Origin of the sequence: Okeania hirsuta (genome assembly GCF_003838195.1) — a bacterium.
Taxonomy (GTDB): Bacteria; Cyanobacteriota; Cyanobacteriia; order Cyanobacteriales; family Microcoleaceae; genus Okeania; species Okeania hirsuta.
This window is the reverse complement of record NZ_RCBY01000036.1, coordinates 14,507-29,704: the sequence shown is the minus strand read 5'-3', so window position 1 is coordinate 29,704 and position 15,198 is coordinate 14,507. Positions and strand designations below refer to the sequence as shown.

11 protein-coding genes and 2 pseudogenes are annotated in these 15,198 nt (G+C 35.6%); 9 read left to right on the top strand and 4 right to left on the bottom strand.

Going from position 1 to position 15,198, the window contains the following annotated elements:
• Positions 1–220 precede the first annotated feature (220 nt).
• Positions 221–1,378, top strand: coding sequence for a nucleotidyltransferase family protein (locus D5R40_RS08825; RefSeq protein WP_124145001.1), 1,158 nt, complete (start codon positions 221–223; stop codon positions 1,376–1,378).
• Positions 1,379–2,685: 1,307 nt separating this feature from the next.
• Here the strand turns inward: D5R40_RS08825 and speA are convergent.
• Positions 2,686–4,755: a biosynthetic arginine decarboxylase gene (gene speA / locus D5R40_RS08820; RefSeq protein ID WP_124145002.1), complete on the bottom strand. Its 2,070-nt coding sequence runs from the start codon at positions 4,753–4,755 to the stop codon at positions 2,686–2,688.
• A 200-nt stretch (positions 4,756–4,955) separates the two neighbouring features.
• On the opposite strand from speA, the gene D5R40_RS08815 reads away from it, so the two are divergent.
• The 5 genes and pseudogenes from D5R40_RS08815 to D5R40_RS08795 all read left to right on the top strand — a co-directional run.
• A complete protein-coding gene (locus D5R40_RS08815; RefSeq protein ID WP_161564523.1) occupies positions 4,956–5,159 on the top strand; it encodes a zinc ribbon domain-containing protein in 204 nt (67 codons plus the stop codon).
• A 207-nt stretch (positions 5,160–5,366) separates the two neighbouring features.
• The gene (gene ndk, locus D5R40_RS08810; RefSeq protein ID WP_124145004.1) at positions 5,367–5,816 is read left to right on the top strand and encodes a nucleoside-diphosphate kinase; all 450 of its coding nucleotides are present in this window, start codon (positions 5,367–5,369) and stop codon (positions 5,814–5,816) included.
• A 669-nt stretch (positions 5,817–6,485) separates the two neighbouring features.
• Positions 6,486–6,581 carry a photosystem I reaction center subunit XII gene (gene psaM, locus D5R40_RS08805; protein ID WP_071525264.1) on the top strand — a complete coding sequence of 32 codons (96 nt, stop codon included), beginning with the start codon at positions 6,486–6,488 and terminating at the stop codon, positions 6,579–6,581.
• Positions 6,582–7,225: 644 nt separating this feature from the next.
• Positions 7,226–7,654: a slr1601 family putative cell division protein gene (locus D5R40_RS08800; protein WP_124145005.1), complete on the top strand. Its 429-nt coding sequence runs from the start codon at positions 7,226–7,228 to the stop codon at positions 7,652–7,654.
• A 302-nt stretch (positions 7,655–7,956) separates the two neighbouring features.
• Positions 7,957–8,166 (top strand): annotated as a pseudogene (locus tag D5R40_RS08795) (transposase); the annotation flags it as partial.
• A 169-nt stretch (positions 8,167–8,335) separates the two neighbouring features.
• Here D5R40_RS08795 and ctpA read toward each other — a convergent pair.
• Positions 8,336–9,574: a carboxyl-terminal processing protease CtpA gene (gene ctpA / locus D5R40_RS08790; protein WP_124145007.1), complete on the bottom strand. Its 1,239-nt coding sequence runs from the start codon at positions 9,572–9,574 to the stop codon at positions 8,336–8,338.
• A 710-nt stretch (positions 9,575–10,284) separates the two neighbouring features.
• Between ctpA and petB the strand changes: the two genes are divergently transcribed.
• Both petB and petD read left to right on the top strand, forming a co-directional pair.
• Entirely contained in the window at positions 10,285–10,953 is a 669-nt protein-coding gene (gene petB, locus D5R40_RS08785; protein ID WP_124145008.1) for a cytochrome b6, read from the top strand.
• Positions 10,954–11,267: 314 nt separating this feature from the next.
• Complete coding sequence (petD, locus tag D5R40_RS08780; RefSeq protein WP_124145046.1) at positions 11,268–11,750, top strand: cytochrome b6-f complex subunit IV; 483 nt, start codon at positions 11,268–11,270, stop codon at positions 11,748–11,750.
• Between the two features lie 682 nt (positions 11,751–12,432).
• On the opposite strand, the gene D5R40_RS37605 is transcribed toward petD, so the two are convergent.
• The gene (locus tag D5R40_RS37605; protein ID WP_338043182.1) at positions 12,433–12,678 is read right to left on the bottom strand and encodes a transposase; all 246 of its coding nucleotides are present in this window, start codon (positions 12,676–12,678) and stop codon (positions 12,433–12,435) included.
• Positions 12,679–12,717: 39 nt separating this feature from the next.
• On the opposite strand from D5R40_RS37605, the pseudogene D5R40_RS08770 reads away from it, so the two are divergent.
• Positions 12,718–13,943: pseudogene (locus D5R40_RS08770) on the top strand (ISAzo13 family transposase).
• Positions 13,944–14,326: 383 nt separating this feature from the next.
• Here D5R40_RS08770 and D5R40_RS37010 read toward each other — a convergent pair.
• Positions 14,327–14,578, bottom strand: a complete 252-nt coding sequence (locus D5R40_RS37010; protein ID WP_192901121.1) for a hypothetical protein — start codon at positions 14,576–14,578, stop codon at positions 14,327–14,329.
• Between the last annotated feature and the right edge of the window lie 620 nt (positions 14,579–15,198).

Genomic DNA, 15,198 nt, shown 5'->3' with positions numbered 1-15,198 from the left:
TATATCAGCGAGAAAAATGTGTCCATTAGTTCAATGTTTAGCCAAAGATAAATAAAATATTGGTAGATAAAAATTTATCGATCTACCTTTAAATAGGGAAAGTGAAAAATTCTCATTTTGCTCTTCTCTCTGTTAATCTGAGATTTTAACGGAGTGAATTGTGTTAATTGAAAACACAGATATAAGTATTTTTGATATTTCAAAGGTGGAGGAAACTTAAATGAAGGCCATGATTCTGGCAGCCGGTAAAGGAACTCGTGTTCGTCCAATTACTTATCGCATTCCTAAACCAATGATTCCTATTCTGCAAAAACCAGTAATGGAATTTTTGGTAGAGTTGCTTCGTCAACATGGTGTTAACCAAATTATGGTCAATGTTAGCCATTTAGCAAAGGAAATAGAGGATTATTTTCGTGATGGTCAAAAGTTTGGGGTAGATATTGCTTATTCTTTTGAAGGACGAATTGAGGATGGAAACTTGATTGGGGAGGCACTGGGTTCTGCTGGTGGTATGAGGCGAATTCAAGACTTTTATCCTTACTTTGATGATACTTTTATAGTCCTTTGTGGTGATGCTTTGATAGATTTGGATTTGACCGCAGCACTCAAATGGCACAAAGAAAAAGGATCGATGGCTACCGTTATTATGAAATCTATTCCTCGCGAACAGGTTTCTAGTTATGGTGTTGTAGTGACAGATGAAACAGGGCGAATTCAATCTTTTCAGGAGAAGCCAAAAGTTGAAGAAGCTCTTAGTACCGATATTAATACTGGTATTTATATTTTTGAGCCAGAAGTGCTTGATTATATTCCGTCTGGTGTTGAATTTGATATTGGTAGTCAGTTATTTCCCAAGTTGGTGGAGATAGGAGCGCCGTTTTATGGTGTGGCAATGGATTTTGAATGGGTGGATATTGGAAAAGTTCCAGACTACTGGCGAGCAATTAATGATGTACTTATGGGGCAAGTCAAAAATGTTTCTATTCCTGGTAAGGAGGTATTTCCAGGAATTTATACAGGCTTAAATGTAGCGGTTAACTGGGATAAGGTGGATATCCAAGGGCCTGTATATATCGGTGGTATGACCAGAATTGAAGATGGAGCAAAAATTGTTGGGCCGAGCATGATTGGTCCGAATTGCTGGATTTGTAGTGGAGCTACTGTTAATAGCAGTGTAATTTTTGAGTATTCTCGCTTAGGCCCAGGAATTCGTTTGATTGATAAGTTAGTATTTGGTCGCTATTGTGTGGATAAGACTGGAGCATCTATTGATGTTCAAGCTGCTGCTCTTGATTGGCTAATTACTGATACTCGTCATCCTGATCCTCCTCAAGAACATATAGATATTAAGGATTTTTTGCAAGAAAATGGTGGTTAATTTCTAATGAAGAAGGAAGGGTTGATAATTTTTTTGACTGTGTGTTACCTCTTCTATAGATGAGAATTCTAGGAAACAAGAGTTGTTCACTTATTGAGTTTAAACTTTAGAAATTAGCAGAATATAGTTTATATCCACAATAGTATATGAGCAATATTTTCCTGGCTGTACAGCTGCTGTTTGCGGAGTATTGTATCAGTAAAGTCACTACTGGATTATTCAGAAAGAAGTGGCAATTTCTAATAGATTCAAACTGTGAAAACAATAAAAAACCTAATTCTCAGAAGTTTTTAGGGGAGATAATAACAAGCTAAACGGTTTAGCTAATGTTTGTTATTGTCAAGAAAAATAAGTAAGTTGCTTCATTCAACTTTCTAAAGTTTATAACATAAGTTAAGAAGTAAGAAGGAAGAAGGAAGAAGGCCTTTAGTTATCTAGGCGATTAGTTATCTAGGAGAGGACTGAAGTTGAAAAAATCTGGCGTTGTCTGAGTTTTAAGCTTTTGATATGTCTTAACCTTTCTTTCGACTGCTATATTTCAATTGCTGCCCTTTGCACGACTAATTGGGGTTTGCTGAAAAAGTCTTTTGGCAGGGGTAGGTGTTAGGAGGAACGACTCAGGAGTAAGGAGGAACGGGGAATTTAGAGGAGGTAGTCGGATATATTTATCCCTTTATTTTTTTTGCCATAGTTAGCCCAAAATCCTAACTTTTTGCTTGCTCAAGCTTAAAAAATTGCACTTTGTTTCGCTCTAAAAAGGCTAAAACCTTTATCTATAAATGCTTTGAGATTTAATCAGCAATCCCTAATTGGTACAGTAAAAGAGTAAAAGTATTGAGTAAATAATAAGATTTCATTTTGATCTTTGCTTATTGCTTTGAGCATTTTACCTAATCGTTCTACAAAGTTCTATATATTAGTTTCTGAGTAGTATAATTCCTAAAGTTAGTATGGGCAAAAGGTATTTTACTCCTACTATATTAACTCTTATTACTAAATGCTGAATTATATCAATGCTAGGGGATTTGATATTAGTTCGTAGAGTTTAAGTTGAAGGAAGAGGGAAAGAGGTTGATTAACTTTTTTTTGACTTTTGAATTCTGTGAAGTAATTGTCTGAAATTTACTCTTAATATCATGTCCGTTTAATAGCGCTCAGGAAAAACTTTTTTCTTCTCTTCCTTATTCTTCCCTCCTGACTCATTACTCCTTCATCTTTGATTTATAAGTATTTAACCGGACATAATATAACTTCTTCCTTCTTGCTTTTTAATTCCTTTTAGTAGTCTTTCCGATCCAAATCATTCCTTAGATTAGATAAGTGTAACTGCTGAGACTATTCTCATAATTTTGCAGCAGCATTCGCGACTCTTTAATGGTAATTTTCTCTTCTTGTAAAGCTTGCTCAGTTTGACGACGAATACTTTCTACTAAACCATCAGAATTATACTGAACATAATTTAATACTTCTGTCATTGTGTCACCTTTAACAACGTGTTCGATTTTGTAACCTGAAGGGGTTAATTTAATATGCAAAACATTAACATCACCAAATAGGTTATGTAGATTACCCATTATTTCTTGATAAGCACCTCCAAGAAACATTGCTAGATAGTAAGGTTTAAAGATAGAAGCAATTTCTTTTGAGGAATTTTCTAATGTTTGACTTGCGAAATGTTCAGAATATTTCTCACTAACTTGAGTTTGAAGAGGATGTAATTCTAATAATGATTTGACATCTCGTAAATCGATAAATTTCTCAATTTTTCCATCACTATCGCAGGTAAGGTCAGCTAATATAGCTCTTTCTGTAGGTTCTTCATCTAACCTGTGAATAGGCATAATTGGAAATAATTGATTAATCGCCCAACTATCAGGAGCAGATTGAAAAACAGAAAGATTAATGTAATAAATAGATGCCATGATTTTTTCTAGTTCTTCTAAATCATCTGGAATATATTCAGAACCTTTTAATATCTCTTGAATTTTCTGAAAACATCCCCAATACAGTTGTTCTACTTTGGCGCGATCGCTAATACTCAGATATCCAAAATTAAATAGACTTATAGATTCTTCTTTGAATTGAATTGCATCGTGATATGCTTCCTGGTAATTATTTTTGTTAATAGATTGATAAGTTTCGTAGAGGTTTTGTAGAATTAAATGCTCTTCTTTTCCAACAATTTTAGGTTCTTCTTTTGGAACTTGACTAACTCCTAAAACATCAAAAATAAGAACTGATTGATGAGATGCAACAGCTCTGCCACTTTCACTAACTAATATTGGTGGTAATATATTTTTCTCTTCACAAGCTTCTTTAACTTCTGCCACAATATCATTGGCATAGTTCTGCATATCATAGTTTTTGGAAGCATAAAACTTACTTTTTGAGCCATCATAATCAACTGCCAAACCACCGCCGACATCTAAGTATTTCATATTAGCTCCTAGTTGAGCTAATTCAACATAAATTTGACTTGCTTCTCTAATAGCATCTTTAATTACACTAATTGAAGAAATTTGAGAACCGATATGAAAATGTAAGAGCTGCAAAGAATCTAAAATATCTGCATTTTTTAACTGATTAACAACTTGAATTATTTCCGGAATACCAAGACCAAATTTAGCGCGGTCGCCTGTAGTTCCTGCCCAACGACCGATACCTTTAGTGCTGAGTTTTACTCTAACTCCTACTACTGGTTTAATATTTAATTTTCGACTAGCTTCTATTACTAACTGTACTTCTTCTACCTGTTCAATCACAATTATTGGTGTTTTTCCTAATCTTTGAGCTAGCATTGCAGTCTCAATGTATTCTCGGTCTTTATAACCATTACAAATTATTAGTGAATCAGGAGTATTCAAAGTCGCGATCGCAATTAATAATTCAGGTTTTGAACCTGCTTCTAAACCAAATTTATGAGGCTTACCAAATTTAACAATTTCTTCTACTAATTGACGATTTTGATTACATTTTACTGGAAATACACCACGATAAATATTTTTATATTTATAACGAGCGATCGCCTTAGAAAAACAAGCATTTAAGCGCTCAATTCTATCTTCAAGGATATCGGAAAATCTAATAATTAAAGGCAATCCTATATTTCTTTGTTTAATAGATTCAATCAGTTCAAATAGGTCTATTGAACCTCCTAGATCGCCTTTAGGAGAAACTGTAATATGACCAGCAGAATTAATTGAGAAATAGGGATTACCCCATCCTTGAATTCTATATAATTTCTCACTATCTTCAATAGTCCATACTTTTTTTTGTTGAGAGTTTATCCGCTCGATTTCTGTTTTAGAAGTATTAGTTAATGATGTGTTATTTGAAATATCAGAAGTATTTTGATTTATAGTTGACTGTAAATCCATGATGTGTTTTACTTTTAATATACTAAGATTGCAATAATTGTAACTTAATTATCTGAATTTACAGGTAATTAAGCATCAGCGCTAGATATAGTAGCCAAAAACTATAGCACTATACTACAGGTAGTGTTTACTCTCATGCTAACCCATTGGAGACCTATTTAAAAAGAGATGGGGATATAGAGAGTATTTTTCAACAACGATTGACAACCAAAATCGTAAGCTATGGTGGGACAGTAGTGCTAGCTGACCAGTGGTTTCAATCATCCAAAACTTGTCATTATTGTGGTCGTATTAATCAAGAATTAAAGTTAAAAGACCGCACCGGGGAATTGTCCTCACTGTGGAATGAGAATAGACCGCGACTTGAATGCTGCACTGTTGTTATCTCAGTATGGGGAAATTAATCAATTTAATAGGGTAGGCTGTACCCGAATTTACGCTTGTGAACTGGAAGAGGGTGGCCTCCCAGGTTGAAGCAAGAAGCAAACATCTTTGACTGGCATTACCAGGTTTTACCGAGTTTTGCCGGAATTGTGTAGGTATTGTACAGCAGAGCGTCAAATCAGGTTAATCTGTATTGTGTATTCAGAAAATTTTTGAGGAGTATCAGTTTGGAACGCACCTTCATAGCTATTAAACCCGATGGTGTCCAAAGAGGACTTGTTGGCCAAATTATCAGTCGCTTTGAAACAAAAGGTTTTACCCTAGTTGGTCTAAAAATTATGAGTGTAAGTAAGGAACTAGCTGAAAAACACTATGAAGTTCATAAAGAAAGACCATTTTTTCCAAGCTTAATACAATTTATTACATCTGGCCCTGTAGTAGCAATGGTTTGGGAAGGTGAAGGGGTTGTGGCATCTGCGAGAAAAATTATTGGGGCAACTAATCCTTTGAGTGCTGAACCTGGTACAATTCGTGGTGATTATGGAATTAGTGTTGGCCGTAATCTAATACATGGTTCTGATGCGATTGAGACTGCTCAAACTGAAATTAGTCTTTGGTTTAAAGAGGAAGAGTTAGTATCATGGCAGCCAACTTTAACTCCTTGGATTGTTGAATAATATAGAGAAATAGAGAAAATTTTTCTTGTCTTAAATGTCTATGAGTTAGCTCCCTGATTTAGAGAGCTAACTTTTTCAATGCCATATTGAAATCTCAATAAATTTCAGCTTTATTTGCTCAATTTAGCAGGAATATTTGTCTGAAGAAATCCCTATCCTGTATAAATATAGAAATACTTAAAATATCAATTCTTAACTATTCTGAATAAACTATATATTTGGTTGATAATTCTAACTAATATAGCGACCTTAAATAGCCTTTGAATAAACGTTAGTCTGAGAAAATATATCTAAGTAGTCAAGCAAAATTAATTGTATATTTGACTCTCAGGTTCAAGTAGTTCTGTATCGTCATGGCAAATTAGGGCTGAAACACCTACTATACTAATTATCAATACTAATGACCACTTACCGAATATTAATAGTAGTTTAACTAATTTTATATTCTTGAAAATAATTTCTTTTTTGTCAACTTATGTTGACTTATATTAAGAATCTTATGAGATGTTTCAGGCAAGAGCAAACCCCGCAGCTAAATACATCAAATGCGTAGTGTAGAAAGAAGAAAAAAAATTAGTGTTTGTTTACAAGTTGTAAATTTGCCAATTACGGGTAAAATATGGAACATTAACTGCAAACTACAAATACAAACATTAGGAGTTTTGAACTATGCCTCTATCTGACACTCAAGTATTAGTTGCTCTAGTAATTGCTCTCATCCCAGGAATCTTAGCATTCCGACTCTCAACTGAGCTTTACAAATAAAATCTCGGTCAATTATCAAAATCTAAATTTGTCCTAACAGTTGCTTCTCAAGATACAGTAAAATTTTTGCTTTTTAGCAAAACTAAGTATGATAGAGAAGTTGCTATGTTAAAAACTGTTGGGACAAATTTTTTATGGAGATGGAATAGGAATCTTCAAAAAATTTCTTTGCTGTGAAAACCAAAGGTAATTAAAATCAAATTCAAATACGAACCAATTATTTATCTGATTTTTCATACTACAGCCTTTTTATCTGGGATGTGGATACTAAGTGCTATGAAAAAAGTATTGAGGTAGTAGAGGATAGGGAATACTAAAGGAGGGAAAATAGCATTAAAGATTAGTACACACAAGGATATATGGTACTCAACACAGCACTTTTTTTATTATAAAAAAACTCAATCTATATTTACATATCAAATCAAAACACTATAATAGTCCTTTTAGATGAGTTGTGCAATCTTGTTAAATCATTTTTTCAACAATAATATTCTTAATTAGCTTTCACTTGTACTTGTTCACAATAATCGCAGTTTACTTCAATATTTAATTTTATTTTGACATCTTAAATGTAAACTCAATCGATAGATTAATATCTAAATAGAAAAATATTCTAATTGATGAAGCTATCTTGACTAAATTTTATGCAAGCTACTAAACCTGTAACATTTTCACCAGTTTCTCACAACACTCCTACTCAGGTAAAACCTCAAATATTTTCCAAAAGAATCAAGTCTTCTTATCTAGGAATAACAATTGAAACTACAGTCAAATTATTTACTAATATTGTAATTTCTGTTTTTGTAACATCAGCTTTCTTGAAATTGTGGCCTCATTACCAATCTATTCAAGAAAAGCTACAAGTAATTGAATCTGAAATTGAAGCCACAACTGAAAGACTTAATCAAGAGAAAGCAGATTTTACTCGTTATTTCGATCCTAGTCAGGCCAAAAGTATTATGCAAGAGCAAAGCAACCGAGTAGGCCGTCATCAAATACCGATAATTTGGCTAAAAGATAATGGTGTTAAACCAAATTCAGAATCTACTAGCTCTAATGGAAGAAGTAGTTAGTATTAGCTAGGGCAAAACTTAAGTTAACACCCCTAAAGTACGACTGATAATGGGAGCGATGGGGATTTATAACAGTTTTCACATAGACTACAGTGGCCAAAGCATTTTTCTAGGATCTAGGGACGTTGTATGCAACGTCCCTACCTACCCCCTACTACTCCTCCCTTCCCTTGGGCAAAAAGAATTTTGTAGTCCACTTAAATGAAAATTGCTGTAAACCCCACCAAACCCATTGAAATTGCCGTTGACGCGCGTGGGTATTAACCCATCAGGAATCAAGATAATTATCTGACAGTGATGGAAACAAAGTAGCTAATCCTAAAAATCTCAACAAGTTGCACAAAAAATTAAGGTTAGCTCAAAAGTCTCTATCTAGGAAAACCTTTGGGTCAAATCATGATCAAAAAGCCCGGTTTAAAGTAGCTAGGATACACGCAAAAATTAAAGATTCAAGAGGAGACTATACTCATAAGCGTGCCTACTCAGCTAATCAGATAAATATAAAATTATAGCCACTCGAGCTCTTTCAACATTACTCTGATAGTATTTAGAGTTTTGGATTAGGGATACTCTACTTATAATTTGTACAGAACTATCAGCTTTTTGAAATAATGATGAATATTATTTAGAAACACAAATCCTGAATATTTACCTCTACCAAAAATATGGATAAAAAGTCAATTAGGCTGCATTTGCTAATGCAATTTCAGATGTAAGAATTTCTACTGCAGCTTGATATTGTTTGTCAGCTTCTGTGGTAATTTGGTAAGGCCAAATCGGGTCTTCTTCCACCACAACATCAGGCATAATTCCCTGTTTATTGATATCTGTATGGTTTGGTGTTTCATACTTGGCCACCGTCACAGCCAACCCCGAACCATCAGACAAATCAAACAAAGACTGAATTAACCCTTTGCCAAAAGTTTTTTCACCTACTAACAAAGCACGGCCATTATCCTGAAGAGCACCTGCAAGAATTTCACTGGCACTGGCAGTACCCTGATTAGTTAATACAACTAATGGGGAATCAGTTATGGCTAGTCCTTCAGCAGAAAAACTACCAAGAAATCTTTGTCTATTAACCGTGTAAACAATAGTACCATCATCCAACCATAGACGAGCAATTTCTATGCCAGCTTGTAATAGTCCACCTGGATTATTTCGTAAATCAAGCACATAACCAATAACCCCCTGCTGCTCAAAACTTTCTACTGCCTGGCTGACTTCTGTCGCAGCATTAGCATTAAATTGACTCAGACGAATATAACCAATTTTTCCTGTTTCCGGGCCATACTTTAATTCAGCATAGACTGGGTTAATTTCAATAGTATCCCTAATTAGTTTAATTTCTTGAGGTTGGTCGTTGCTTTCTGTCAAAATTGTCAATACTACTGAAGAACCAACAGGACCTCGCATTCTATTTGCAGCTTCATCCAAAGTAAATTCTGAAGTTGATTGGCCATCAATTTTGAGGACGCGATCGCGAGGTTGAATACCAGCAGCTTCAGCAGGAGAGCTCTCCAGGGGAGAGATGACTATTAGTTCTCCTGTTTGAGGGTCCAAAGCAATTTGTAAACCCACTCCGGTTAATTCTCCAGAAGTATTAACCTGCAAATTATTGTATTGTTCTGGTTTGAGAAGTCTGGTGAAGGGGTCTTCCAGACTTGCCAACATTTCTTGAATGGCATTATAAGTATCGTCTCTGTTCTCAAGGGGTTTCTTAATCAATTTTTGACGTACAAACCACCAATTCTGATGATTGAAAGAATCATCAACATAAGCCAAGTTAACTATCCGCCAAGCTTCGCCCAATAAACTCTGTTCCTCTGTCAGTGCTGATGCAGATGATGTCCAAAATCCACCACTCAGAATCACTGGTAATATTAATAGAAATATAATTCGAATAAATCTTTTTTTCATAAATACAAAAGTTATTGCCTCATAGCATTATTGGGTAAAATTTACAGTATAAATCAAAAATACTTAATATCTCAAACTTGATCAAAGCTGACACGTTAAGATATCAGGAGCTTGGTAGCCCTCTTCTTTTAAGACAGGGTCGAAAAGCGACTCGTGCGGATTTATTTTCAGTAAAAAATGATACAATTTAACCAAGCAAGTTAAGAACAACTATCTACGCTTTGAGGCATTCCTAGTAAGGTAAAATTCCTGCAACGAAGAACCGAATGTACAGAGTATGAAACCACTATACGAGCAAGTAACAGCAGGGTGTTGACCGTATCTACTGACATCGTCATGGACTCGGAAAGCGTAAAAAAATTAACAAGTAAGCGCAATTGCTGTATTGGTAAATCAATAATCGTTTTGAGCGTCTAGGGGGATATTTGACTATTCCTTTTAAATCATTCTTAAAGAATCTGCCTCTCTTCGGAGCGCAGAGTGTCAACTTGATGAAATTTATCCATAAGTTATGTTAAATTTTTTAAAGGGAGGGTAGAAAAGAATTAATATTTGTTTCTTAAAGTTAAGGTAGACTTGTCTGTGAATTGCTTTACCAGTTGGTATGATATTTTGTATTGCTGGTTAAAGGTTTGAGGTAAGTATATCTTCCTAACTACCCAGAACCATCGATTAAAAAACAGCAATATTCATCTAGGATTTTTGGCTTCATGTTCACAAAACAGGTAACTGATTCAGCAGCTTATAAGTGGTTCGATGAGCGCTTAGAAGTTCAAGCGCTCGCTGACGATATCTCCAGCAAATATGTCCCACCCCATGTAAATATTTTTTACTGCTTGGGTGGTATTACTTTGGTTTGCTTCCTCATCCAGTTTGCTACTGGGTTTGCTATGACTTTCTACTACAAGCCAACAGTAACAGAAGCACTGGCATCAGTTCAATATATTATGACTGAGGTTAACTTTGGTTGGCTAATTCGTTCTATCCATCGTTGGTCGGCCAGTATGATGGTGCTGATGATGATTCTTCATGTTTTCCGAGTTTATCTCACAGGTGGTTTCAAGAAACCCCGGGAACTTACTTGGGTAACAGGTGTAGTTATGGCTGTAATTACGGTTAGTTTTGGTGTTACAGGTTATTCTCTACCTTGGGACCAAATTGGTTACTGGGCTGTGAAAATTGTTTCTGGGGTACCTGATGCAATTCCATTTGTTGGTCCATTTATTGTAGAATTAATGCGTGGTAGTACAAGTGTTGGTCAAGCAACTTTAACTCGCTTCTACAGTCTTCATACTTTTGTACTACCTTGGTTAATTGCAGTATTTATGTTACTGCATTTCTTGATGATTCGTAAGCAAGGTATCTCTGGACCTTTGTAAGTTAACCTATACGAATCGTGATGATGTAGCTATAGCATAAATCATCAGAAATATTAGGATTAATAGTGGCGGGACAGACCGCCCAATAAAAGTACAACGCCTGCGCTGAGGTTTACTTAGGGTAAAGACGGAGAAATAAAGCTTCTAGAGATGGTCTGACAGAAATGCAACTTAACTTGTTTGATACGAGTTTATGTGCATCTAGTTATAGAGTCTGTGAAGCAAGAATATCCCACTATAATCTTTTATTTAGTGGTGATAGTGTCAAAAATAATCAAATACTAGCTCTCGGTGATTACGGAGAAAAAAAGATTATGTCCACTTTAAAAAAGCCGGATCTGAGCGATCCTCAATTAAGAGCTAAGTTAGCTAAAGGTATGGGTCACAATTATTACGGTGAACCTGCTTGGCCTAACGACTTACTCTATATATTTCCAGTCGTAATTGTTGGTACATTTGCTTTGTGTGTAGGTCTAGCGGTACTAGATCCTGCTATGGTTGGCGAACCAGCAGACCCATTTGCTACACCTCTAGAAATTCTGCCTGAATGGTATTTCTGGCCAGTGTTTCAAATTCTGCGTACTGTACCTAATAAGTTGTTGGGTATTGTAGCAATGGCTTCTATTCCTCTGGGATTAATGTTGGTTCCTTTCATTGAAAGTGTAAATAAGTTTCAAAACCCTTTCCGTCGTCCAGTAGCGACTGCTGTTTTCTTGTTTGGTACAGCAGTAACTCTGTGGTTGGGTATTGGTGCTACTTTACCAATTGAGAAATCCTTGACTTTTGGTCTATTCTAAGAATGAGACTTCTAAAATAAGATTTTACACCCTTTGTTGATTTTCTTGATGAGTACATTTGTAGTTGTGTACTTGTATAAATTTTCAAGGGGTTTTACCTCTCCCCGCGCTTAAAAGCGCGGGGATTCTAAACTGTTGCTACGATTAGGGGATAAAGCCAAATCTGGTAGCTTTTTTAGTTTTGGTTTCCCAGATAGGAAATCTGGAGCGCGAGGGTTAAAACTCGCCTACAGACCTTGACTAGGCTTAGATCTAATTGTGTCTCTACTTTACGTTCACGAAGCGTGCCGAAAGCAAGTATATTCGCTGCACCATTTAAGTCAGCTTTGACCCACAAACCTTTACCAGTGTGGTATATCCCACGTTTAACTCGTTTCCCTGATGGTTTCCAACGGCAGTCGCTACAACGGGGGGAACCCCCGCAATGCGCTGACTCCCCTTCAGGTTTTTCACCGAAAGTAGGTAGAAAATCGCCATCTAGAAAACTAGCCTTGCTGGTATATGACTCTTCAGTTTCAACAAACTTAATCCCGTACTCAAGGCACAGTTGTTTAACTCATTCTTTAAGTTTAGTTGTGGGAATTTGTACGAATGACTGTGTTGTTTTACCTAGCTTAGACTCTACTATTAACTGAAAAGCATTTTATATTTATTTGGCTAAATTTAGGTTTCATAGCTTGATTCACCAACGCACCATTTTTGCAGCTTTATTAACTGCATCTCTCATCTGGCGATTACGTTTTTCTGTGATGTGGGCTAATTGCTCATCCGAATAACCCTGGGGTTTACCCTCTTTGAGAGTGGAAACCGATTTATTATACCACTGGTTAAGGCTTTTAACCTTACGCCCATCAATAATCAAGCTAGTACCAACGTTAGAAACGCAACTTAGGAGCCTGTAAAAATAACTTGAACAAATTACTCCCAAAGCTAAATAATCAAAGTATCACGTTTATTGTTGGGTAATATGTCTGATCACTCTGTAGTCAAAACTATTCAAGACAAGTATGAATTGTTGTGGCCTTACTTAAACGAAAAAAACACGACGTATATGGGCAGCCATTGAAGCTCAAAGCCTGGGTTGGGGAGGTATCACCTTGGTAGCCAAAGCAACTGGACTTTCCCGGACAACAATTCATGCTGGTATGGATAATCTCTGTAAATCAGATGGAACAACAAGATCGGACTACAGCGATCGAATTCGTGAATTTGGTGGTGGCCATAAACTACTAGAAGAAAAAGACCCAACTCTGTGAACAGATTTGGAATTACTGATTGAACCCGCAACTTTAGGAGACCCAGAATCTCCTCTGAAATGGACCTCAAAAAGTGTAGCTAAATTAGCAGCAGGATTGAATCAAGGGGGACACAGAATCAGCCCTAAAAGTGTTGATCATTTACTGGAGTCTCTTGGTTACAGCCTACAATCAAATCGTAAGACTCGCGATCGCTCATCTCACCCAGATCGAGATGCTCAGTTTTTACATATTGCTCAATAAATATTTCCAATCTGAAAATCAACCAGTCATTTCTGTTGATACCAAGAAAAAAGAATTAATTGGGGATTTTCAGAACTCTGGTCATGAATGGTGTGTTAATGGACAACCAGTAGAAGTACGAATGCACGACTTTGCTGACCCAAAATTAAGTAAAGCAATTCCCTATGGAATTTATGACTTAAGTTTTAATACTGGATGGGTCAATGTTGGTATCGACCATGACACAGCCTGCTTTGCAGTGGAGTCGATTCGCCATTGGTGGTACTCAATGGGTGAAGAACTTGATCCAGATAGTCAAAAGATCATGATGGCAGCCGACAGTTGTGGTAGTAATAGTTATCGCTCCCGACTGTGGAAGTTAAAACTACAAGAATTTGCCGACGAGATTAATCGGACTATTCATGTGCCTCATTTTCCTCCCGGTACAAGTAAATGGAACAAAATTGAGCATCGCTTGTGTTGCCAGATCACCCAAAACTGGCGTGGCAGACCTTTAACTAGCTTGCAAGTCGTGATTAATCTTATTAACAATACTACTACCACACAAGTATTGAATGTAGTTGCTCACCTAGACGAAAATTTTTACGAAACAGGAATTAAAGTAAGTCGCGAAGAATTTAATGCCATTAGAATTGAGCCAGACTTTTTTGGTGGTGAATGGAATTATGTGATTAAGCCGAGAACAATAACTTAAATTGTTCAAGTTATTTTTACACGGCTACTTAACCAATTATTAATTCCGGGGTCTACACCCAAGACGTTCTTCGGGTTTAACTTGTGTTGAATTACAATCTCTTTTTGATCAACAAACTCAGCATAAAAACACTGATTGTGTGGTAGTATTCACAAATGTTTGATATCTGAAAACTGTAGACTTAGATGGCATGGGTATCAAAAAACTGTCTAATTTAAATCATCATTTTACAGTTCCAGAGGCATTATCATGTTATCCTCAACAATTCTTAAAGCTTGCTTGGGATAAGTCACCATTGCTAAACCATCTTTTTTACGATAGCTAGGAACCCTTGGTTTAAAATGCAGATTGCCTTTTTTGTATTTTTTGTCTAACTCCTTAAATTACTTAAAAGATTCAGCGACAGACCTAAGTATTTGCTGTGCTGCCTGTGAATGCAAAACTTGATAATGTTTATTTGATTTGTACTCTTTTTCTAGGTCATACTTACCAATTATTTTCTTAGCTTTAAAAAACAATTGACGGCCATAATAAATACCACAATTGGTTAGCTTGTGGGATTGAGAACAAATAAATTCAAGAATTGATTTTAAGTCATCATCGGGCTTGATTAGATTTTGCTGACAGCCATACAAATAAATCACCTGCTTAATTTTATATATATTATGAATTATCTCATTTTTATGTTTTTGTAATGTTAAAATTATGTGGATACTGCGGGATTTGTCTCCCAGTGTCCGTTTTCATCCCCTCTCTAAAGGGTAGGGACTTTCAAAGTTCCGCTAGTTCTTTTGTAAAAGTTTTTTTTGGTTGCACATTATGGAATAAAATTGCCAAAAGTCCGTTGATACTTTGACGAAAAAACCTAATATTAATTGTTATAGCAATTCTCGAATATACAATGCTTTTCATCAAAAATATTAAATAATTCATAAATAGATCCCACTATTTTCAATATGCTTATTTGTTTAAGTCAAATATGTTTGAAAAGTTTGATTTTTCATTTTTAACTCTCAAAATATTTAGGGTTTTTAGCAAAAATATTATTACTGGCATAGGTCGATCGTTGTGGAACGCCTTTTTTTGAGTTGTAATTGTAATATGATCGCCAAAAGTTAGATAAATTATAATTTATAGTTTATATTAATTATCATTAATTATCCCTGGTCAAAAGTTACATATAATTGGCTTTTACGAGGTTGTGCTATAAATAGTATCTAGAGGTGCTTGGAAATAAAAAATATAAATAATAATG